This window comes from Vibrio maerlii, assembly GCF_003415655.1.
Taxonomy (GTDB): Bacteria; Pseudomonadota; Gammaproteobacteria; order Enterobacterales; family Vibrionaceae; genus Vibrio; species Vibrio maerlii.
In genome coordinates this window covers 360,687-382,658 of sequence record NZ_QRHC01000005.1, presented here as the reverse complement: position 1 = coordinate 382,658, position 21,972 = coordinate 360,687, and the positions used below count along the sequence as shown (strand labels likewise).

19 protein-coding genes are annotated in these 21,972 nt (G+C 44.2%); 6 read left to right on the top strand and 13 right to left on the bottom strand.

Features of this window, described 5'->3' with window-relative positions:
* Positions 1 to 917, top strand: a 917-nt coding sequence (locus DPF91_RS11370; protein WP_164684130.1) for a flagellin, incomplete at its 5' end; no start/stop codon positions are given.
* A 211-nt stretch (positions 918 to 1,128) separates the two neighbouring features.
* Here the strand turns inward: DPF91_RS11370 and DPF91_RS11365 are convergent.
* Positions 1,129 to 4,233 (bottom strand): efflux RND transporter permease subunit, encoded by a 3,105-nt coding sequence (locus tag DPF91_RS11365; RefSeq protein WP_117234542.1) that lies wholly within the window; start codon positions 4,231 to 4,233, stop codon positions 1,129 to 1,131.
* Positions 4,234 to 4,236: 3 nt separating this feature from the next.
* Entirely contained in the window at positions 4,237 to 5,370 is a 1,134-nt protein-coding gene (locus tag DPF91_RS11360; protein WP_117234541.1) for an efflux RND transporter periplasmic adaptor subunit, read from the bottom strand.
* Between the two features lie 169 nt (positions 5,371 to 5,539).
* On the opposite strand from DPF91_RS11360, the gene DPF91_RS11355 reads away from it, so the two are divergent.
* Positions 5,540 to 6,145, top strand: coding sequence for a TetR/AcrR family transcriptional regulator (locus DPF91_RS11355; protein ID WP_241033803.1), 606 nt, complete (start codon positions 5,540 to 5,542; stop codon positions 6,143 to 6,145).
* Between the two features lie 91 nt (positions 6,146 to 6,236).
* Here DPF91_RS11355 and crr read toward each other — a convergent pair whose 3' ends face one another.
* The 5 genes from crr to cysZ all read right to left on the bottom strand — a co-directional run bounded on the left by crr (position 6,237) and on the right by cysZ (position 11,510).
* Positions 6,237 to 6,746 carry a PTS glucose transporter subunit IIA gene (crr, locus tag DPF91_RS11350; RefSeq protein ID WP_117234540.1) on the bottom strand — a complete coding sequence of 170 codons (510 nt, stop codon included), beginning with the start codon at positions 6,744 to 6,746 and terminating at the stop codon, positions 6,237 to 6,239.
* Positions 6,747 to 6,853: 107 nt separating this feature from the next.
* On the bottom strand, positions 6,854 to 8,578 hold the full coding sequence (gene ptsI, locus DPF91_RS11345; protein WP_117234539.1) for a phosphoenolpyruvate-protein phosphotransferase PtsI: 1,725 nt from the start codon (positions 8,576 to 8,578) through the stop codon (positions 6,854 to 6,856).
* 138 nt (positions 8,579 to 8,716) lie between these two features.
* Positions 8,717 to 8,974 (bottom strand): HPr family phosphocarrier protein, encoded by a 258-nt coding sequence (locus DPF91_RS11340; RefSeq protein ID WP_117234538.1) that lies wholly within the window; start codon positions 8,972 to 8,974, stop codon positions 8,717 to 8,719.
* Between the two features lie 285 nt (positions 8,975 to 9,259).
* Positions 9,260 to 10,228, bottom strand: a complete 969-nt coding sequence (gene cysK, locus DPF91_RS11335; RefSeq protein ID WP_117234537.1) for a cysteine synthase A — start codon at positions 10,226 to 10,228, stop codon at positions 9,260 to 9,262.
* 541 nt (positions 10,229 to 10,769) lie between these two features.
* The gene (cysZ, locus tag DPF91_RS11330; protein ID WP_117234536.1) at positions 10,770 to 11,510 is read right to left on the bottom strand and encodes a sulfate transporter CysZ; all 741 of its coding nucleotides are present in this window, start codon (positions 11,508 to 11,510) and stop codon (positions 10,770 to 10,772) included.
* A 207-nt stretch (positions 11,511 to 11,717) separates the two neighbouring features.
* Between cysZ and zipA the strand changes: the two genes are divergently transcribed.
* From zipA to DPF91_RS11315, 3 genes are all read left to right on the top strand, one after another.
* On the top strand, positions 11,718 to 12,626 hold the full coding sequence (gene zipA / locus DPF91_RS11325; RefSeq protein WP_117234535.1) for a cell division protein ZipA: 909 nt from the start codon (positions 11,718 to 11,720) through the stop codon (positions 12,624 to 12,626).
* A gap of 80 nt (positions 12,627 to 12,706) precedes the next feature.
* Positions 12,707 to 14,719: an NAD-dependent DNA ligase LigA gene (gene ligA, locus DPF91_RS11320; protein ID WP_117234534.1), complete on the top strand. Its 2,013-nt coding sequence runs from the start codon at positions 12,707 to 12,709 to the stop codon at positions 14,717 to 14,719.
* Between the two features lie 500 nt (positions 14,720 to 15,219).
* Positions 15,220 to 16,350 carry a porin gene (locus tag DPF91_RS11315; protein ID WP_117234533.1) on the top strand — a complete coding sequence of 377 codons (1,131 nt, stop codon included), beginning with the start codon at positions 15,220 to 15,222 and terminating at the stop codon, positions 16,348 to 16,350.
* 227 nt (positions 16,351 to 16,577) lie between these two features.
* On the opposite strand, the gene DPF91_RS11310 is transcribed toward DPF91_RS11315, so the two are convergent.
* On the bottom strand, positions 16,578 to 17,201 hold the full coding sequence (locus DPF91_RS11310) for a DUF2057 family protein (RefSeq protein WP_117234532.1): 624 nt from the start codon (positions 17,199 to 17,201) through the stop codon (positions 16,578 to 16,580).
* 215 nt (positions 17,202 to 17,416) lie between these two features.
* Positions 17,417 to 17,587 (bottom strand): hypothetical protein, encoded by a 171-nt coding sequence (locus DPF91_RS22075; RefSeq protein ID WP_164684128.1) that lies wholly within the window; start codon positions 17,585 to 17,587, stop codon positions 17,417 to 17,419.
* Between the two features lie 291 nt (positions 17,588 to 17,878).
* On the opposite strand from DPF91_RS22075, the gene cueR reads away from it, so the two are divergent.
* A complete protein-coding gene (gene cueR, locus DPF91_RS11305) occupies positions 17,879 to 18,283 on the top strand; it encodes a Cu(I)-responsive transcriptional regulator (RefSeq protein ID WP_117234531.1) in 405 nt (134 codons plus the stop codon).
* A 36-nt stretch (positions 18,284 to 18,319) separates the two neighbouring features.
* Here cueR and DPF91_RS11300 read toward each other — a convergent pair whose 3' ends face one another.
* The 4 genes from DPF91_RS11300 to DPF91_RS11285 form a co-directional block, all read right to left on the bottom strand.
* Complete coding sequence (locus DPF91_RS11300; RefSeq protein ID WP_206355561.1) at positions 18,320 to 18,778, bottom strand: NfeD family protein; 459 nt, start codon at positions 18,776 to 18,778, stop codon at positions 18,320 to 18,322.
* A gap of 7 nt (positions 18,779 to 18,785) precedes the next feature.
* Positions 18,786 to 19,721 (bottom strand): SPFH domain-containing protein, encoded by a 936-nt coding sequence (locus DPF91_RS11295; protein ID WP_117234530.1) that lies wholly within the window; start codon positions 19,719 to 19,721, stop codon positions 18,786 to 18,788.
* 149 nt (positions 19,722 to 19,870) lie between these two features.
* Complete coding sequence (locus DPF91_RS11290; RefSeq protein ID WP_117234529.1) at positions 19,871 to 20,725, bottom strand: thioredoxin family protein; 855 nt, start codon at positions 20,723 to 20,725, stop codon at positions 19,871 to 19,873.
* A gap of 387 nt (positions 20,726 to 21,112) precedes the next feature.
* Positions 21,113 to 21,937: an SDR family oxidoreductase gene (locus DPF91_RS11285; RefSeq protein ID WP_117234528.1), complete on the bottom strand. Its 825-nt coding sequence runs from the start codon at positions 21,935 to 21,937 to the stop codon at positions 21,113 to 21,115.
* Positions 21,938 to 21,972 lie beyond the last annotated feature (35 nt).

Sequence of the window (21,972 nt, the reverse complement as noted above, 5' to 3'; positions counted from 1 at the left end):
CAATTGCACAAACAGCAGAAGGTGCAATGAACGAGACGACGAACATCCTGCAACGTATGCGTGACCTTTCTCTACAATCGGCGAATGGCTCAAACTCAAAAGCAGAGCGCGTAGCGATTCAAGAAGAAGTAACGGCACTGAACGACGAGCTAAACCGTATTGCGGAAACCACGTCTTTTGGTGGTAACAAACTACTGAACGGCACGTACGGCACTCAATCTTTCCAAATCGGTGCGGACAACGGTGAAGCGGTAATGCTAAGCCTAAACGATATGCGCTCTGACAACACTCAAATGGGTGGTAGCAGCTACGGCGCAACGAATGCGAAAGACGCAAGCTGGGAAGTACAAGCAGGTACAACTGAGATTACCATGGCGTTTAACGACACATTTGGTAATGCACAAAGYATCACTATCAACGCAAAAGAAGGCGATGATATTGAAGAAGTAGCGACTTACATCAACGGTCAACAAGACTTCGTAAAAGCGTCAGTAGACGAAGATGGCAAACTACAGATGTTTGCAGGTAACAACAAAGTTGACGGCGCAGTGACGTTCTCTGGCGCACTAGCGGGTGACCTGACCATGGGYGCTGCTCAAGCAGTGACGGTTGATACTATCGATGTAACGTCAGTAGGTGGTGCACAAGAGTCTGTTGCAATCATCGATACAGCACTTAAATATGTAGATAGTCACCGTGCAGAGCTGGGTGCATTCCAGAACCGCTTTGACCACGCTATCAACAACCTAGACAACATCAACGAGAACGTGAACGCTTCGAAGAGCCGCATTAAAGACACAGACTTCGCTAAGGAAACAACGGCGATGACTAAGTCTCAGATTCTGTCTCAAGCTTCAAGCTCAATCCTAGCTCAAGCGAAGCAAGCACCGAACTCGGCACTAAGCCTACTTGGTTAATCGCTTTAGTTCTCAGGAACGTTTTAATACAAACCCAGCTTCGGCTGGGTTTGTTGTTTTTCCCCTTAGATAACTAGAGCGCTTCACTTTGGAAAACTAGACACCTAGATTTTTTCAATCTGAAGATGAAAAAGAGTTGATGCCCTAACGTCAACCCTCAAAATTAGCTCTCTAGCTCTCTAGCTCTCTAGCTCTCTAGCTCTCTAGCTCTCTAGCTCTCTAGCTCTCTAGCTCTCAACTCTCCAACCACCTTATTTTTCTTCTTCCTATTCATCAGCACAAACAGCGGTGGAACGACATAGAATGAAATCAGGGTTGTGAGCAAGGTACCACCGGCAACTGCGACGGCAAAAGGTGGCCAAAAGCCTCCTCCGCCTAGGATTAATGGTAAGAAGCCGCCAATTGTAGTGATCGTGGTTGAGGTGATATGACGAGTACAGCTCATTACGCCGTGAGTGATGGCTTGTTTGTCACCCGAACAAGCTTGTTCATCACTTTTTAGTTCTGCAAGGATGATAATGGCTGCGTTTATCGCCAACCCGACGACACCGAGTAGGCCGATGATGACGGTGAAGCCAAATGGGTAGCTGAATACCCAAACGGATAGCAACCCGAGGCCAGCGGCTAGAGCGGCAACAAGGAAGATGATTGTGCTGAGGCGGAAAGAGTTAAATGATAAAACGACCACTAAGATCATCAGCGTGACAACCAATGAAAGGTTGCTAAGTAAGTGAGCGACCGACTCATCTCGTTCAGCAGACTCTCCACCAAACTCAACATAGTAGCCATGAGGAAGTGTAGTCAGATAGCTATCAACCCGATTTTTAAACGCATTCAAAGCCGTTTGAGGTAAAACACCTGCAGCCACAAAGCCTTCAATGGTATTCACGCGTTGACCGTCACGTCGAACTATAGCACCGCGTGTCGGGGTGATCTTAAAGTCAGTCATTGCTGCGAGTGGCAAGACTTCAATGCCGTTGCCGGTGTTTACTGATAGAGGGAGCTGGCTAAGATCAGATAACTGCTCTTTTTGTTCTGATGCTATACGCACTCGAACAGGGATCGATTCCACTCCCTCGATAATATTGCCTTGAACCCTACCCATCAGCGTCGCTTCAAGCGTTGAGGCCAGTCCTGATAAGTTCATGCCACCGAGCATGGTGGACTCTTCATTCACATCAAGCCAGATTTTCGGAATGCCTTGTTGAAGTGTACTGCGGGTATGAGTGACATCCGGTGTTTCCGCCATAATCAAACGCAGTTCTTCACCAATTTGGCTGAGTGTGTCTAAGTTATGGCCAACCACACGAATTTCTAACGGCGCGTTGAATGGAGGTCCTTGCTCTAGTTTGCGAACAATTACTTGCGCTTGAGGAATTAAGCGATCGAGTGTTTCTTGGAGCTCTGGAATAAACGCGTTCGCATCAGAGAAGTGCTCCATCTTTACCATCGCTTGGGCGAAGTAAGGGGCACCACGTTGCATGCTAAGCATGTTGTAGTAAAAAGAAGGGAAGTTGGTGCCCACTAACCAATTGATGCTTTCCACCTTAGGGTTGTCTCTAATAATATTTTCAACCTCGAGCGCTGCATCTTGAGTTGCATAAATACTGGCTTGAGGAGGCATGAACAGCTGGATCTCAAACATGTCTCGATCCGATGGAGGGAAAAACTGTTCGGTTAATTGACCGGCGCTCCAGAACCCAAATAACGGGATTGCACAGACCAGTAAAACGGTTTTTTTGGGGTGATGGATAGCAGCCGATATCGTTTTCCGGAACGCACTCGCTAGTGCAGGGGCCTGTAATCCATGTTGATACCATTTCTCTTCTACCTTACTTGATGGCAAGAAGCGTGCAGCAAAGCCAGCGACCAATGTATGCGCGATCAAATAAGAGCCTAATAGTGAGAAAGAGACGGTAATAGCAATAGCACCAACAAACTCGCCTGCTGGTCCTGGCATTAAGAAAATAGGTGCGAATGCGAGTACGGTTGTCAGTGTGGAACCTAATAAAGGTGTCCAAAGGTGTTGAATAGCCGCTAGAGCAGCCTCTACGCGACGCATTCCTTGTCTGCGGTAGTTCTGAATGGTATCCACCATAACGATGGCATTGTCTACCATAATGCCTAAGGCAACGATCAGGCCTGTAACTGACATCTGATTGATTGGTAATCCCGTCGCTTTCATTAGGGCTAGCGTCAGCATGGCAGTCAGTGGTAAAGATAGGGCAACAATGAGCGCTGAATTTACACCGAGTGTCAGCAGTAATACGATCAACACAAGACCGAAGCCAATCAATAGGCTGTTCATCAGCTCAGATAGACGCAATTGTGTGTAACTGTTTTGTTCAAATAAGGTGTCTACGACAATGTTCTGTGGTAACTGTTGCGAAAAGCGTTCAACAAGATTTATCGCCCTTGGTGTCCATTTATCAACTCGAATGTCAGAGTTCATGCGAGCAGCAACAATGATCGCGGGTTCACCATCGACTAAGGCTATTTGTGCAGGGGGTGTCGCCATCGAGCGAGTGGTGGTTGCGATGTCTTCGAGGCGGATCACGTAGCCATCTTGGTCAACCGCAACGGGTACCTGACGAATACGTTCTAATGTATCGAGTGATTTGCTGACTTCCAGAGCAAAGCGATTGTCTTGATTCACTAGCTCGCCAGCAGCATTTTTAGCATCCGCACCACCAATAGCATCAGATAGCGAGAGTGCGTTGCTGCCCAAAGTAGACGCAGCAGCAATGTCGATTTGAACCAATATTTCTTCATCAACCAGACCGTATTCATCTACGAATTCTGTGCCTTTCATCGCTCTAAATTGCTGAGCGAGCTCTTTTGCGTAGCGATTAAGAACGACGAGATTAGGTTCTCCTTGTCCCTGCCATTTTACCGCTGTAATGTAAGTAAATGCGTAAGAGTGGTCGCTATCAAGTGATGGTGTTGAGGTCCCCGAAGGCAGCTTAGCTTGGACATCATTTAACTTGTCTCGGACCCTTGACCAAACAGGCTCTGAATCTGTGATGTAATCGTGAAGTTCGATGTTCACTACCGAAATGCCAGGACGAGAGCTCGATGTGATTAAGTTGATGGTATCAAGAGTTCTAAGCTCAGTTTCGATGACCTCACTGACTAGGGCTTCAACGCGCTCCGGGGTGGCCCCTTGATACGAAGTGATAATTGCCGCGTTTCGGTTGGTTATTATTGGGTCTTCAGCTCTAGGTAAAGATTGAAGGGCCGATAGCCCCGCCACAACTAACAGAGCAGTAAAAAGTGCAAGTGTACGGGAGTTTCTTAACAGCTGCTGTACCTTCATTCTCTACTCCTTGCTGTCACTTTTTACGAGGACAGAGCGAACAGGGTTGTCTACTAAGGTTTTAGCAACGTGTTGTCCTGGTACGACTCGATGTAAGCCAGCGGTGACAACTGGCTCATTGTTATCTATGTTGGTCCAGATAAATGCAGCATTGTTGTCGGCAAAAATCAATTCAACATGATGACGTCGAATTTGGTCATTGTTGTCGACGGTAAAAATATTCCATGTACCTCGAATACCGTCAGTCAAGGATGAAACAGGTACCCAAAAACCATCTTGATTCTTTACGCTTTGATGTTGTAAATACCCAAGTTGTCCTTCGACCCAATGTGTGTCTTCCGGTAGCTGAAAACGTAGCTCTATTGTTCGTGATTGACTACTTATCTGCGCGCCGGATTTAATGAGTTTGGCAGGAATCATAGATTCTCCAACACGTACCTGCCAATGACCTTGATTGATGATCTCTTGAGCAAACTTTGCAGGGACACCAATATGAGCTTGAGGAGCGCTATCGGCAAGTAAGGTTAAGCTTGGCATTGCAACGGTGACGATGTCGCCCATGGATACAAAGCGCTTACTGATCGTCCCGGAAAAGGGCGCTCTCAAGGTTGATTTACTTTGTTGTAATGTGTTTGCCTCTAAAGTGGCACTTAACTGCTGAAGGTTGGCTAGGTAGGCGCTTTTTTGGCTAGTGAGTGAATCGATTTCTGCTTCAGCACTGAATCCTTTGCTTTTTAGAGAGCGCTGGCGTTTGAGGTTTGTTTCGATGAGTTTCAATTGGGCTTTAACTTCAGCTTGTCGCGCCTTCAGTTGATTTTCTTCAGTGACTAACAAACGAGTGTCAAGTTGGATCAGCGGGTCACCTTGGTTGACACTATCACCAATATCAACCCAAATTTTATTTACCTTGCCATTGAGTTCGAAACCTAATTGAGCCTGTTCCTCTGCACGAATGAAACCGACGTACTCACGCTGAGCAGTATAGTGATCAGTTAAGGTTGGAATAAAGACTTCGACACTGGGTTTATGTACTTTGGTAACAGAGCCTTTGGGTTCTTCTTGCTGGCAACCAGATAAGGCCACTACACAGGCAGCACTTATTAATAATGTACGAAGGTTAGATCTTACAAATTCCATCTCTGTATTCCAAATCAAACTAGACAGTCTAGTTTGATTTAAGACTAGAATGTGCTAATAATCAAATTACAGTCAATGAAAGTTTGATGACGATCGTCAAACTGGACTCTCCAGTCTAGTAAGCTCTGGATTCGAACGATTGTTCTCAAAGAATAAAGGTGTATAGATTATGGTGTTATCACCAAGAAGTGCAAAAAAGAGAGAGCAAATTTTGCAAGCCGCTGGGCAGTTGTTTACTCAGCACGGATACGCTACCAGTATGGACAATATCGCTGAGCTTGCTCAGGTTTCAAAACAAACGGTTTATGCGCATTTCAAAACCAAGGATGAGTTGTTTGAAACCTGCGTGATGGATAAATGCGAAACGACCAAAGCGAAGGTGGGCCTGCTTGAGGATACACGAGAGATAGAAAGTGTATTGTTTGACTTTGCTCTTGGATTCCAAAATATGTTGTTGACGGATGAAGCGTTGAATATTCACCGCACAGCGGTAAGTCAGTTAGAGAGTCATCCTGATCTCGCCAAGGCATATTTGAAGGCTGGTCCAGAGAGGACAACACAGATGTTGTTAGACTATCTACAGCATCAACAGAAGCAGGGTATATTAGTTGCCGAACTGAGTATGGAGCATGCTGCAGTTCAGTTTATGTTGATGATCCACGGTAAAGCGGTGTATTGGCACCATCTCGGCACCGATATTAAACAGAGTGTAGAGGAGCAGCGAGCTTATCTAAAGAGCAGTGTCGAACTGTTTTTGAATGGCTATAAGGCCTAAAGATAAAGCTCTCCGTCGCTTATCTTCAGACAACAAAAAACGCAGCCGTTAGGCTGCGCTTTTTGAACTTTTGAAATGCTCTAAGTATGAATTACTTAGTCACTTTCAGTACTGGTGTTTCACCAACAACAACAGAACCAGCAAGCTTGTTCAGCTCTTTGATTTCGTCCATGTTAGAGATAACAACAGGAGTTAGAGTAGACTTTGCTTTCTCTTCTAGAGTCGCTAGGTCGAAAGTGATGATAGTGTCACCAGCTTTAACAGATTGACCTTCTTCAGCAACGCGAGTGAAGCCTTCACCTTTTAGCTCAACTGTGTCGATACCGAAGTGTACGAATAGCTCAACACCGTCGTCAGACTCGATAGAGAATGCGTGGTTAGTTTCGAAGATCTTACCAATTGTGCCGTTTACTGGAGCAACCATTTTGTCGCCAGATGGCTTGATTGCGATACCGTCACCAACGATTTTCTCTGCGAATACTACGTCTGGCACGTCTTCGATGTTAACAATTTCACCAGAAAGAGGTGCGATGATTTCGATTGCGCCAGCATCGTTGCTTTCTGCAGAAAAAGCGCTTTTTAGTTTGTCAAACAGACCCATTGTGTCGTGCTCCTAACGTTTAGTTTTATTCTGTTGGAATTATACTATACCAATCTTAGAAAATAGACGACCCTTTGGTCGCCTATTTCTTTATATATTTCGCGAGATTATTGAGTTTTCTCTGCGATGAACTTTTCTACTACTGCTTGGATTTCTTCAGCAGTTGGTAGAGAAAGCGCTTCTTCAGCCATAGCCTTAACTTCAGCGAAGTTAGAGTTACGGATTACTTTCTTCACTTTAGGGATTGAGATGCCGCTCATTGAGAACTCATCTAGGCCCATACCTAGTAGAAGAAGTGTTGCGCGCTCATCACCAGCAAGCTCACCACACATACCAGTCCACTTGCCTTCAGCGTGTGAAGCGTCAATTACTTGCTTGATCACTGTCAGTACTGCTGGAGATAGTGGGTTGTATAGGTGAGAAATCATCTCGTTACCACGGTCTACTGCTAGCGTGTACTGAGTCAGGTCGTTAGTACCGATAGAGAAGAATGCAACTTCTTTCGCTAGGTGGTGTGCGATAGCTGCTGCAGCTGGAGTTTCAACCATTACACCGATTTCGATGTTTTCGTCGAACGCTAGGCCTTCAGCACGTAGCTCAGCTTTGTACTCTTCGATAGCTTTCTTCAGTTCACGGATTTCTTCAACAGAGATGATCATTGGGAACATGATGCGAAGCTTACCGTGTGCAGATGCACGTAGGATACCACGTAGCTGGTCGCGTAGGATTTCGCGACGGTCTAGACTGATACGTACTGCACGCCAGCCTAGGAACGGGTTCATCTCTTCTGGAAGATCCATGTATGGTAGATCTTTGTCGCCACCGATATCCATAGTACGGATGATCACTGACTCACCGTTCATTGCTTCAGCAACTTCTTTGTAAGCTACGTATTGCTCTTCTTCAGTAGGAAGTGCATCACGGTCCATAAATAGGAATTCAGTACGGTACAGACCAACGCCTTCACCACCGTTACGGATGATGCCGTCACAGTCTTTAACAGTACCGATGTTACCGCAAACTTCTACACGGTGACCGTCTAGTGTCTCAGCGTGTAGATCTTTAAGCTTAGCTAGCTCTTCTTTCTCAGCAACGAATGCAGCTTTAACTGCTTTTGCTTCTTCAAGTTCAGCTTCAGATGGGTTGATAACAATCTTGTTGTTCATCGCATCTAGGATAAGCATGTCGCCGTTCTTCACTTGCTTAGTAATATCGTTAGTACCAACGATAGCTGGAAGCTCTAGTGAACGCGCCATGATAGATGTGTGAGAAGTACGACCGCCGATGTCACATGCAAAACCAAGAACGTAGTCTAGGTTGATTTGTGCAGTCTCTGATGGCGTTAGGTCGTACGCTACTAGGATAACTTCTTCATCGATGTCGCTTAGAGAAACGATGTTGATGCCTAGAGCATTTTTAACAAAACGTGTACCGATATCACGGATATCCGTTGCACGTTCTTTTAGGTATTCGTCGTCTAGAGACTCAAGTGCAGATGCTTGCTCTTCGATAACCGTGTGGATAGCGTTATCAGCATACATCTTGTCGTTCTTGATCAGTGCTAGGATTTCTTCCTCTAGCTCTTCATCTTCAAGAAGCATGATGTGACCTTCAAAGATCGCTTCTTTCTCTTCACCGAATGTTTCAAGTGCTTTTTGCTTTACAACTTCTAGTTGTGCTGCAGATTTGTTGCGAGCGTCAAAGAAACGCTGAACTTCTGCTTCAACTTGGTCTTCAGTGATTGAGTTAGTGTTTAGGACAATTTCATCTTCTTGAAGTAGTAGTGCTTTACCGATAGCAATACCAGGAGATGCTAGGATGCCTGAAATCATAGCCTTACCTTAAATTGGTCAAATAGTAAAAGGGAGAATGTGGACTAGCGCTAACGTATGTTTAGCTTATAAATCGCTCAATTTCCAACAAAGCCATTTTACCTTGCGATAAAATGGCTTTGATATGGAAGCTCGGGATTAGTGTAGTTGATCCATTAGAGCAACTAGGTGGTCTACAGCTTCAGTAGCTTGTGGACCTTCAGCAGAGATAGTTACTACTGTACCTTTAACTAGGCCTAGAGTTTGTAGTTTGAACAGGCTCTTCGCGCTAGCGCTTTTACCGTTAGAAGTCACAGTGATGTCTGCGTCGAATGCTTTAGCTTCTTTAACAAACTGTGCAGCCGGACGAGTGTGAAGACCGTTTTCTGCAGTGATTTCTACTTGCTTCTCGTACATGTGATATACCCCAATTAATTTTTTATTTGTTGGTTTATTAGCCGACTTAGCTTAACCGCTAACGAAAAACTTCGCCAGTGCGAAGACGCTTTTTACGTGTTAGAACTTATGCCGGTTTTAATTTTACCCACTTCATTAAAGTGAAATGAGAAGAATCTAGTCTAATAAGCTTTTATTTTACAGCTTAAAATAAAACAGCCCTGATATTACCAAAGGTTTTCGTGGGATCAACAAAAAAGCCCCAAAAAGGGGCTTTTTTGAATCAAAATTTGATTTGAACCAGTATTACTGTTCGTTCTCTTTTTCGCTAAATAGGCCAGCAAATAGGGCTGTACTTAGGTAACGCTCACCTGAGCTTGGTAGCACTGTAACGATAGTTTTTCCAGCAAATTCAGGAAGTTCAGCCAAACGATTGGCTGCCACAACTGCTGCACCAGATGAGATGCCTGCTAGGATACCTTCTTCTTCCATTAGGCGACGCGCCATTGCGATCGCTTCTTCAGATGTTACAGATTCAACGCGGTCAATCAGCTCCAGATCTAGGTTACCAGGGATGAAACCTGCACCGATACCTTGGATTTTATGTGGTGCCGGTTGAATATCCTCACCCGCAAGTGCTTGGGCAATGACAGGAGACTCTGCTGGCTCTACTGCAACAGAAACGATGTTCTTGCCTTTCTCGCCTTTAATGTAGCGGCTAGTACCTGTGATAGTACCACCTGTACCCACACCTGCTACGAACACATCTACTTCGCCGTCCGTGGCTTCCCAGATTTCTGGACCTGTTGTCTTTTCATGGATCTGTGGGTTAGCAGGGTTGTTGAATTGCTGTAGAAGCAGGTATTTACTTGGGTCGCTAGCAACTATCTCTTCTGCTTTAGCGATTGCCCCCTTCATGCCCTTCGCTGCTTCCGTTAGTTCTAGGTTTGCACCTAGTGCTTTAAGTAGCTTACGGCGCTCAAGGCTCATAGACTCAGGCATGGTAAGTGTTAGTTTGTAACCGCGAGCTGCAGCAACAAATGCTAGAGCGACACCAGTGTTACCACTTGTTGGCTCAACAAGCTCTACACCTGGCTTAAGTGTGCCAGCTTTCTCAGCTTCCCAGATCATGTTCGCACCGATACGACACTTAACGCTAAAGCTTGGGTTACGTGCTTCAACTTTAGCCAGAACATTACCTTTGCTGACTTTGTTAAGACGTACTAGGGGAGTATTACCAATCGTTTGGGAGTTATCTTCGTAGATCTTGCTCATTGTGATGTTCCTTCATTTCCTTGACTAAGTGTCGCGATATTTTGTGTCGTTGCCGTTTTCCATTTAGCTGATTCTTCTTGGAGCCTTGTGAGTGACGACAACGTAATGACTATTCACTGATTTCTTATCCACCTCAAGCCTGCAAAGTTGAGAACTTAGAGGTGAGTAGTGTTATTGAGCAGATTAGGGGAGTGAGGAAAAGTTGAAAAGGATTAAAAAGTTATATGATATGAAGCAAGAGTCGGGCTTTGCCCTCTATGAGCTAGAACGCTTCGCTTCTGGAAAACTAGATATCTAGATTTTAAAACTGAAGATGGAAATAGGGTTGACGCCTACGCGTCAACCCCCAAAATAAGCTCTCTAGCTCTCTAGCTCTCTAGCTCTCTAGCTCTCTAGCTCTCTAGCTCTCTAGCTCTCTAGCTCTCTAGCTCTCTAGCTCTCTAGCTCTCTAGCTCTCTAGCTCTCTAGCTCTCTAGCTCTCTAGCTCTCTAGCACCTAGTTCCTAGAAGTATCGAAAATCTAGGGACTAGGAACTTGTTTTCTAGGTTCTATTTTTGAACTCACCCACCCACATTGCGGTAGCACCGCAGACAGCAACAGGCATTACGATTAAGTTCAGGATTGGGATAGTCGTGAATAGAGCCACTAAACTACCGAAGCTGTAGGCCTTGCCTTGTTTGGCTTTTAACTGAAGGCGCATGTCATCGAAGCTGACTTTGTGGTTATCAAAAGGGTAGTCACAGTATTGGATAGCTAACATCCAAGCGGTGAAGATAAACCATAAAAAAGGCGCGACTGTTTGACCAAGTGCTGGTATCAGTAATAACAAAAACAAACCAATCGCTTTTGGTAGCGTGTAAATAAGCTTGCGCCATTCGCGAGCGAGGATGCGCGGTGTATCTTTAAGAGCGCCCATTAAGCCACTGTCATCGAGTTTTTGCCCCGTGATGTGCGCTTCAACCTTCTCAGCAAGTAATCCGTTGAATGGTGCGGCAATAAAATTAGCTAATGTGCTAAAGAAATAAGAGAAAGTGGCAAGAATCGTCAGAGCCAGCAAAGGCCAAAGAATATAGTAAAGCCAAGAAAGAAACTCGGGTAAACCACCTAACCAGCCATCGATCCAGGTGGTGAGGTTAGAAAAGAGATAAAACAGTGCACCACCGACAAGCAGAATGTTTGCGAGCAGCGGTAATAGAACAAATTGGCGGATGCCTGGTGTCGTAGCTAACGATAAACCGGTAAAGAAATAACCAAACCCGCTTTGTTGTTTATATTTTTGCATTGAAATGTCTTCGTTGAGATTTGTGTCTGCTATTGTAACCAAGTTGATGTGGAAGAAAAGTTGTCACATTAAAGCGTGCAGAACATCACAGTAAATTACTATCAATTTCAATTAAGTGTTTCTATATTGAGGCACTCTTTTGGTACAGTAATAAAATCAACCAGATTTAACCGAACTCGACGACCGTCGAGCAGTTGAGAGCAAAACATGCAGGAATTGCGATTAGTATTGATTATTGTCGGTGGCCTAGCTATCGCCGCACTCTTATTTCATGGATTATGGACCAGTAAAAAAGAGGGGAAAACTAAGTTTGGTGACAAGCCTCTTGGAAAGCTATCAGAACCAGAAGTCGAAGATAACGACTATGCCGATAACGCAGATGATTTTGAAGTGATTCGTAAAGACTCTCCATTTGGTATTGAAGAACCGTTAACAACAACCTCTGATCCTCTGCTTGATTCTGTCGAAACGACTCAACCAGAACCAACAAAACCAGTACCTGTTGAAGCTGAAGAAGAGGTGATTCCATCGTTCTCATCGATTCAAAACGATGATATTGATGAACCATCAGCTCCAGTATTTTCAACAAATGATCCAGAAGAGCCGATCTCTCCAGAGCCAGAAATTATTGCTGAACCAGAGGTAGAGCCCATTATTGCTGCGCCCGTTACTGAAGAGCCACAAGCAGAAGACGAGCTAGAAGTCATTGTGCTCAATGTTCATGCGGCAGGTGACGGTGAGTTTGTTGGAACTGAGCTGTTCGATAGTATGCAGCAAAATGGTCTATTGTACGGTGAAATGGACATTTTCCACCGTCATGCCGATCTTTCAGGTACCGGGAAAGTTCTCTTTAGTGTTGCAAACATGATGCAACCAGGCACTCTCGCACATGGTGACCCAGCCGAATTTACCACCAAAGGCATCTCATTCTTTATGACGTTGCCTTGCTTTGGTGATGCTGAGCAAAACTTCAAGCTAATGCTTCGTACGGCGCAGCAAATTGCTGATGATTTAGGTGGGCATGTGTTGGATGACCAACGTAATTTGATGACGCCAAATCGTCAGGATGCATACCGCAAGCAAGTTCAAGATTTCAAAGCAAAAAAAGCCAGCTAAACTTAAACCACTCGATTAATGAATAAGGCACTGTTTACAGTGCCTTATTGCTATTCCATCTATTGTAAGAAGAATAAACGATGACATCTTCAATTCAATCTAAGCTCGAAAGCCTTCGAGATTCACTTCATTACCACGCTGTTCGTTATTACGTTGAAGACAGTCCTGAAATTCCGGATGCGGAATATGACCGCATGATGCGTGAACTACTTGATCTAGAGTCTGATCACCCAGAACTAGTGACAACCGATTCTCCAAGCCAACGTGTTGGTGGCGCACCACTATCCAATTTTGAACAAGTGACACATGAGATCCCGATGCTATCGTTGGACAATGCTTTCAGCGATGAAGAGCTTGAAGGTTTTCAACGTCGAATGAATGAGCGTTTAATCGGTGAGAAGGTTGAGCAGTTCTGTTGTGAACCTAAACTTGATGGTCTAGCGGTAAGCTTACTTTACGTTGATGGTGTTTTGGTGCAAGCGGCAACTCGTGGTGATGGTGCAACGGGAGAGAATATCACTGACAATGTTAAAACTATTACGGCAATCCCGCTAAAACTTCAGGGTCAAGGCTGGCCTAGTCGTGTAGAAGTTCGCGGTGAAGTGTTCATGCCTAAAGCGGGTTTCGATAAGTTGAATGAACAAGCCGCAAAGAAGGGCGAAAAAGTCTTCGTTAACCCACGTAATGCAGCAGCAGGTAGCCTGCGTCAACTTGATTCGCGCATTACAGCAACAAGACCATTAAGCTTCTACGCATACAGCGTGGGCGTCGTTGAGGGTGCAACCTTATCTGGAAGTCATTATGAACGTTTTCTGCAGCTGAAAGGTTGGGGCTTACCAATGTGCCCTCAGACTAAACGAGTTTCAACTCTTGATGAGGTTAAAGCTTACTACCAAGACATTCTCAGCGCTCGTGATGACCTCGCTTATGAGATTGATGGAGTAGTGATTAAGGTCGATGCCATACTTCAACAAGAAGAGTTGGGGTTTGTTGCTCGTGCACCTCGTTGGGCGATTGCTTATAAGTTTCCTGCCCAAGAAGAGATTACAACGCTCAACGATGTAGAGTTTCAAGTAGGTCGAACGGGTGCAATTACGCCTGTTGCCAAGCTTGAGCCTGTGTTCGTGGGGGGAGTGACGGTAAGCAACGCGACTCTGCATAACGCAGATGAAATTGAGCGTCTTGGTGTCATGGTTGGTGATAGTGTGATTATCCGCCGTGCCGGTGATGTTATCCCACAAATTGTTGCTGTTGTGGTTGACCGTCGTCCAGAGAGTGCGCGAGAGATTATTTATCCGATGCAATGCCCTGTATGTGAATCTGGTGTAGAGCGCATTGAGGGTGAAGCTGTAACACGCTGTACAGGCGGGTTGGTTTGTTCAGCACAAAGAAAAGAGGCATTGAAGCACTTTGTATCTCGTAAAGCGTTAGATGTTGATGGTCTTGGTGTAAAAGTGATTGAGCAACTTGTAGAGCGGGAAATGGTAGAAACGCCTGCTGATCTCTTTAAGTTGTCTGCCGGTGTTCTGACTGTCCTTGATCGTATGGGGCCAAAGTCGGCACAGAATGTGGTCGATGCGCTGGTTAAGTCAAAACTAACGACATTACCTCGATTCCTATACTCTCTTGGCATTCGTGAAGTGGGCGAAGCGACAGCGCTTAATCTCGCGACGCACTTCAAGACGCTTGACGCAATAAAAGTCGCGACTCATGAGCAGTTGATTGAAGTTTCTGATGTTGGGGATGTTGTCGCCGAACACATTGTGAGCTTCTTCAAACAAGAAAGGAATCAGGCAGTTGTTGAAGACCTGATTTCTCAAGGTATCGTTTGGGATGAGATTGAAGAACTTGATGCTGACGTACCACAGCCACTTGCTGGTAAAACTGTGGTTCTAACCGGTAGCCTGAGCCAATTGACCCGCTCTGACGCAAAGGCTTTACTTCAATCGCTAGGTGCAAAAGTGACCGGTAGTGTCTCCAAAAAGACGGATATCTTATTTGCTGGTGAAGCTGCTGGTTCTAAATTGACCAAAGCTCAAGAGCTTGGGATTGAAATTAAGACAGAACAAGACTTAATTGAACTGTCAAAATAGCGGGCCTAGTCGCTAAATTTAACACTATCTTCAGCCAACAGTGCCCACTGTTGGCTTTTTTTATGCCTGAATTTAACAGCCATATGCTTGAAAGCACTTGCTACATCTTTTGATATTTCTTGATGTTTTTTTTGTTTTGGAAATTTTCGACGCACTTCTAACTATTTAAAACTCGAGTCTATATAAGGTAATGATTAATAAAGGTTCATTATTTTATGGGGAACCGTTTTGCTTAAATTATGAGCAAGTTCGGTGTTTTGTGAAAATTTTGTTACAGATCTAATTTTATTAGAAGAAAATTAAGTTCTATTTGATGTTTCGCATCGCGAAGTTAGTCTTTGGTACATGGATACACACTGTGTATGCAGGAAATATAGGGCTCGATATGTAGGAGTGCATTGAAGAGCTTTAACAAATAGGAACGGTTTTTTTATTCTCGGCGGCCAACTAAGGATAAAAAAATATAAAAACAGCTATATCCATTTTTAGGAGTATTTTCCATGGAAAAAATGTTTAAACGCACTCTAGTCGGTGCAGCAGTGGCGACAGCAGCTTTAGCAGGCTCAGTTCAAGCAAAACCAGCAACAGAATCGGTTGATCTTTATGGTCAAGTCGCCTTAGCTGTTTGGCAATTTGGCGAAGATAAAATTGGCGGTGGCGATGCACCTCTTAAGTTAGAAAATGAATCTCGTTTTGGTCTTCGCGGCTCTAAAGACCTGGCTCGCGGACCTTTGCTTATTTGGCAAATGGAAGGTGGTAACGTTGGTGATGACGGCGGTAATAGTGGGCTAGGTGTGCGTGACACCTTTGTTGGCTTTGAATTTGAAGATGCGGGTAAAATTCGTATCGGACGTATGCTGACACCGCTTTATCAAATTGTAGACTGGCCATACTCAGGGCAACGTGCTGGCGCGATCTTTGACTGGGGAGGGGATGTTATCGGTGGAGCTCGCTATGACCGTCAATCCAACATGGTCCGTTATGACTCAGCAAACCTTGGTGGCTTTACGTTCAACCTAGCAGCTGGTCGTGGTACCGAGTCAGATAAGGACTCAAACTTCTACGGCGCGGGTGCGCATTTCACAACGGGTGGTTTAACCATACATGGTGGTGTCGAAGTTGGTGAAGGTCGCAGTGTGAGTGACTTTGATACGGCATACAACAACTGGTTGAATCAGAATCCTGGTTCTTCTATTACCGACGATCTAACCGGTATTTCAGCTAAATCTGATACTTTTGCTGCGATCTTGGGCTTCGAGTACTACATCAACGATTTCGGCGTATATGCGGCCTACAAGATGGAAGAAGCCGAATATGAAGACATTTCTATTGCAGACTCGAATGAAGATCTGTCTGAGTTGAATGGCACTGAGATCTCGCAAGACAGTTATTCAATAGGTTTGGTTTATAGCGGTGTTGAAAACTGGAACTTCAAATTAAACTACGCAGCTAACCTAGAAGCAGATTTAAACAGTACTGAGGTCAAAGGCACAGAGGACTACATCGTATCTGCTCAAGCAATGTACTTCCTAGATGATTCTGCACTAACATACTTCCGTCCATACATGATCTCTAAAGACGATTCAGATTCTGAGTTCGGTTGGGGACTAGGCGTAGAATACTACTTCTAAGTTAACTAGCTATCAGACAGCCTTTTCTGCCAGTTGCGGTATTCGCAACTGGCTTTTTTCGATCTATGTACGAGTGGTAAGTTTGTGTTGGAGGTCACGCAGTTTGACTGGAGCTTGTTGGAAAGCAGAGGTGATACTGGCTTTTTGTTGCAGCATAGGTAAATAACGGAAACGAAAAAAGCAGCGCTTGGCTGCTTTTTGTGTCTATTTAACTCGTTAACTTGGAATTATTCCATATTGCTGATGGCCCAAGTGAGAAACTTTTTCTTTTCCTCTATTGATACGCTTTCATATGCACTTTTCAATACCTCGTAGTTAGAGCCTTCGAGTATAGGCATATCAACCTTAACAGCTTCGTGGGCGAAGTGTTTTAAGCTAGCAGGTTCCATGCTTTTGTTATACTTCTCAACTTCTTGCACCATGTCCGGCATGAGCTTAAAGCCAAGACCGAGTTGGTCTTTCTTAACGCCTTCTAAATCCTCACCCTGATACTTCAACTGGAAACTAGGGTTGTTATTAAATGCCATCCCTTCATCTAGCGTTTTGATATTTGGTACTTCCAGTTTGAGTTGTTTGTCTGATTCATTGAATGTAGCGACAAGAGGTTCCGATTTAAACTTCGTTTTATCAGCTCCGCTTTCAAAGACTATTTTCGATATGCGAAATACGACTTGGTTTACACCGTCCCTCAGAATTAAATTGTCTTTGTAATCAAACCCTAAACTAGAATAACCAGCATCTTCTTGGTTCACCGTAAGTAACTGAACTCCTTTTGGAATATCAATGGTTACTTCTGCTGTAGCTAAGGTAGGCACAAGCGCTAGAGCTGCGATAATACTTTTTTTAAACATTGAATCATATCCCTGACGATCGAGCTGGGTTAAGATTGGTTAGTCACTCGATTTGTTAGGGAAAGTTTAGTTATTTTTTAGAGCGAATAAAAGAAATTGAAGCCAACAATGAGATCAAGGACTGAATATAAATAGGTTATGAGTTGAGCAAGGCCAACGCTAAACAACGACCTTGCGAATGTCACAGTTGAGTTTCTCAGGGCTAGGTATTACCCCTAGTGTTTAATCTCGCCACCACGCTGCTTACACGCTTCGACAGGGATAAACTTCATGTCACCATTTGGTAATTTGCAATCTACGTGAGGCCCCCCAGCAGAACTGCCGGAATACGCTGATACACTTAGACTGAACATTGCTGAAAAAACAAATGTCATTAAAGTTCTCATAATAAATCCTCTTTAACTTACTCTTTAAAAAGCACTTGTTGAAAGTGCTTTGTTAAGTATGGTTCTGTGGCGGAAAAGATCAAAAATATTTTAATGATTCAAATATTTTTTACTGCTTATTTAGGGTGTAAAATATTTCGCTAAGTTATTGAATGTTAGCTGGCTGATTGACTGTTAGTGTTAGATAACTTCTTATAGCACCACGTTTTGTTTGCGTAGATTATTAACATGACTTGTGTGTATCAGCTTGTTGGTTATAGAATTTATTAAGATTGTTTACTCGAATCCGCTATGAATATCAGCCAAGTTGCTAAACTGACGCAATTGTCAGCCAAATCTATCCGACTCTACGAGTCCAAGTCCTTAATCTCACCACCAATTCGTGGCGAAAATGGCTACCGTCAGTATGGTCAGAAGCATATTGATGAGCTGTTGGTGATTGCTCGCGCCAGAAGAGTTGGCTTCACCCTCGAAGAATGCGGCTCATTGGTCGGCTTATCAAATGATGCACACAGAACCAGTGAAGCGGTGAAACATAAGGCACAGACTAAGCTAGATGAAGTGAACGCGAAAATTGCTGAGCTTAATGAGATGAAAGCGCAATTAGAGGAATGGGTAGCGAAATGCCCGGGCGACCAAGGTAGTGAATGCCCGATTATTGATGATTTAAAAGGTTGCGGAAAATCGGCAGGTTAAGAAATTAATTAACCTGCCAATAGCTATGATGTGTCGTTACTTCTCTACGGGTTTAACGTGCAGAACAATCCCTTTCACATCGACGACTTCAACCATCGTTTTAGCAGGAATAGTTTCTTCCGTGTAAGCAGACCAAGTGGTATCACCAAGTTTGACTCGGAACGTACCTTCGTCAGTTTCTTGCTCTATTTTGACCCGTTGACCAATAAGCTGCTTATGCTTCTGATTTAGCTCCCTTTGGTCGTCAGATTGTTTATCCGTGCTTAATTGCTTTCGCCACCAGAGCCAGGTTGTTACTAGAGAAAAAACCGCAAAGCTTATCCATTGAAGCTGCCAACTCATCGGTATGAATGTGAGCAATATACCGACAATTAAACCTGACAATCCAAGCCAAAGGAAATAACCAGCAGTTCCTAAAAGCTCAACGAGTAGCAAGGCTAAGCCAAAGGCTAACCAATGCCAAAAGTTCATTTGTTCGAGAAGAGTTATAATCATAGTTAATTTATTGCTTGGTAGCGGTACTATTAGGTTTTGAGTTTTGGAACATTTCTGCAATACCAGCCACAGACCCCATCAATCCTGTTGCTTCTAAAGGAAGCATGATGATTTTACCGTTTTCAGCTTGTCCGATCGATTTCAAAGCATCGGTATAGCCCTGAGCAATAAAGTAATTGACGGCTTGCATGTCACCTTGAGCAATTGCTTGGGATACCATATCTGTTGCCTTTGCTTCGGCCTCTGCGGCACGCTCACGAGCTTCAGCTTGCAGGATTGCAGCTTGTTTCTCACCTTCTGCTTTCAAAATTTCGGATTGCTTGTGACCCTCAGCTTTTAGTATCTCCGCTTGACGAACGCCTTCTGCCTCGAGGATATCAGCACGCTTATTCCGTTCAGCCTTCATTTGTGCGTTCATCGCGGCTGTTAGGTCTGCTGGTGGTTGAACATCTTTGATCTCGATACGAGTGACTTTTACACCCCAAGGGTTCGTTGCGTCATCGACAATCGTTAATAGCTTGGTGTTAATCATGTCACGCTGGCTAAGCATCTCATCAAGCTCCATGGACCCCAAAACAGTACGAATATTGGTGAGCGTAAGGTTACGAATCGCATGCTCTAAGTCGTTAACTTCATAGGCAGCCTTAGCTGCGTCAATCACTTGGACGAAACAGACCGCATCAATGACGACATTTGCGTTGTCTTTTGAGATAACTTCTTGCGCAGGAATGTCTAAAACGCGCTCCATCATATTGATTCGATTACCGATTCGGTCGATGAAAGGAATGATTAAGTTGAGCCCTGGCTTGAGTGTGTGGGTGAATCGCCCGAATCGTTCAACCGTCCAGTTATTACCCTGAGGGACCGTCTTGACTCCAGCAGCAATAAACATGATTGCGATGATAACAAAGACACCAACAGTAACTAAAATATCAATAGGCATGACTCATTCCTTTTAAACCTTTCTGATGTTTTAGTGTTGCTTGAAATTTGTTCGACTGCAAATGTTAGACAAAAAATAAGTGAGTAAGGTCGAAACTTACTCACGTATTTTCAGCTGGTTACAGGATTGTTGTCGAAAAAATCAACGCTCTAGTAGAGTAATGAATACAGCTGGCGACGATACTTACCCGTAAATGGGTTGGTTTGACCAAGGGCACTCAAAATGTCCATGAAGGTTTTTTTCATGTCGCCGTCACAAGCATTGAGGTCTTTAACTAGAAATGACCATGCGAGCTCTAATGCTTCATCGTTACGATTCACTTGATGGTACTGCAGGGCGAGTTCCATCGCGAGTTGAGCATTCGATGAGTCTTTAGCTAGAGCCTCTTCTAGTGCTTTAAGCTCTGGGCTGTCTGCAGCTTGTTTGTGCAGCTCCAGTTTAGCAACCAGGTTTTTATAATCTTGTTGCTGAAACTGCAGAGGCATAGTGGCCAGTAAGGGTTCTGCGAGGTCAAACTGCTGAGTCTCGATGTAGCATTGAGCGAGGATCAGTTTCACTTCACCTTTATCTAAATACTCTTCTGGTAGAGTCGCTATTGCGGCTATCGCTTGTTGATATTCTCCTTGTTGACAAAGATCTATCGCTTGCTTAAGTACTAGCTCATCTTGACTCGGTAGGTGTTTGCCGAGCATAGCTGCAACGGCCTCAATGGTTTGAGGTCCACCCATACCGTCAACGGCTTGTCCATTCACGAATAAAGCGATGGTTGGAAGAGTCTGAACACCAAACTGTGCAGCAAGGCCTTGTTGCTGTTCGCAATTAAGGAGTGCAAGTGTGAAAGCACCTTTGTATTGCTGAGCCAATCCTTGAAGCGCGGGAATGATTTCGCTGCTCTCTTGACTCATTGAAGCCCAAAAGTGAACCAATACTGGTGTTTGCATTGACCCCTCTAGGGTTTGCTGAAAATTCTGTTCGTTGAGTTCAACAATATATGGTGACTGCATTTCACTATGCCTTTCGTTGTTTTGTTATCTGATACTTTGGGTCAATCGGTAAAAATATCAAGATCTTGAAGCGCAAAAACCAACAAAGCCACTATGCAAGAAGCGATAGTGGCTTTGTTGGTATTCATTTTTGCAGCAAGCGAAGGTGCTAAAATGTCAATAACACGACAAGCGCTACACCCACACCCACCCAATTTAGTTGGTTTAAGGACATGTGTACACCGAATGATACGCTAGAAAGTCAATTAAACAGATCCGTTTAATTGATCGAAAGATCGTTTCGATGGTGGGAGTATTACTAAGTTATGTTACGACCTTATGACAATCTCAACATTTATTCATACTTGAGATGGGATTCTTATCATTTCAGATAGTTTGCAAGTGGTATCAAGCCGCTTTCTGCAGGATTCGATCTAGTACACGGGCAGGAAGCAATCGCTTTAACACTGAAAATACCTTGGTTGGTGTCGTTATTCGGTAACGTAACTTGGGCTTGGTAGACTCCAATGCATCGACAAGGGGATCAACACAAGAGGAAGCAGGGAGTACAAACTGATTGTTTGAGCTCTCTTTCACTAGGCGCTCTTCTTGTAATTCATAAGCTGCTTTGTGGGCACTGTGTTCGACGCTTATCCATTGTTTAAACTTGGCTAAGGCATTGGCTCTGAATTGTGTTTCTATAGGTCCTGGTTCAATAAGAGATACTTGAATATTAGTATCAGCAAGCTCTAATCGTAGTGTGTCCGTCCAACCCTCGAGCGCAAACTTAGAGGCATTGTATGCCCCTCGATATTTCATGGCAGCAAAGCCGAGGACGGAGCTGTTTTGAATAATACGAGCTTCAGGTTGAGCCCGAAGGATAGGCAGTAGCTGTCGCAATAGTTCATGCCAACCGAAAAAATTGGTTTCAAACTGTTCTCTTAGAGCTTGAGTTGGGAGATCTTCCAGTGCGCCGGGTTGACCATAGGCGCCATTGTTAAATACCGCGTAGAGCTTTCCCTCTGTCATGCTAATGACCTGCTTTACAGCACTATCGATACTGGTTTGAGAGTTTAGGTCGAGCTGAATAGTGGTCAAACCCTCTCTTTGCAGTCTCTCAACATCTTCAATTGAACGGCAAGATGCTATTACGTCGTAACCTCTATCTTTTAACGCATGTGCACACGTGTAGCCAATTCCTGTAGAACATCCTGTAATCAATATTGAACGCATACTTGTCCCTAAATTATGGTGTAAGCATGTGAAAT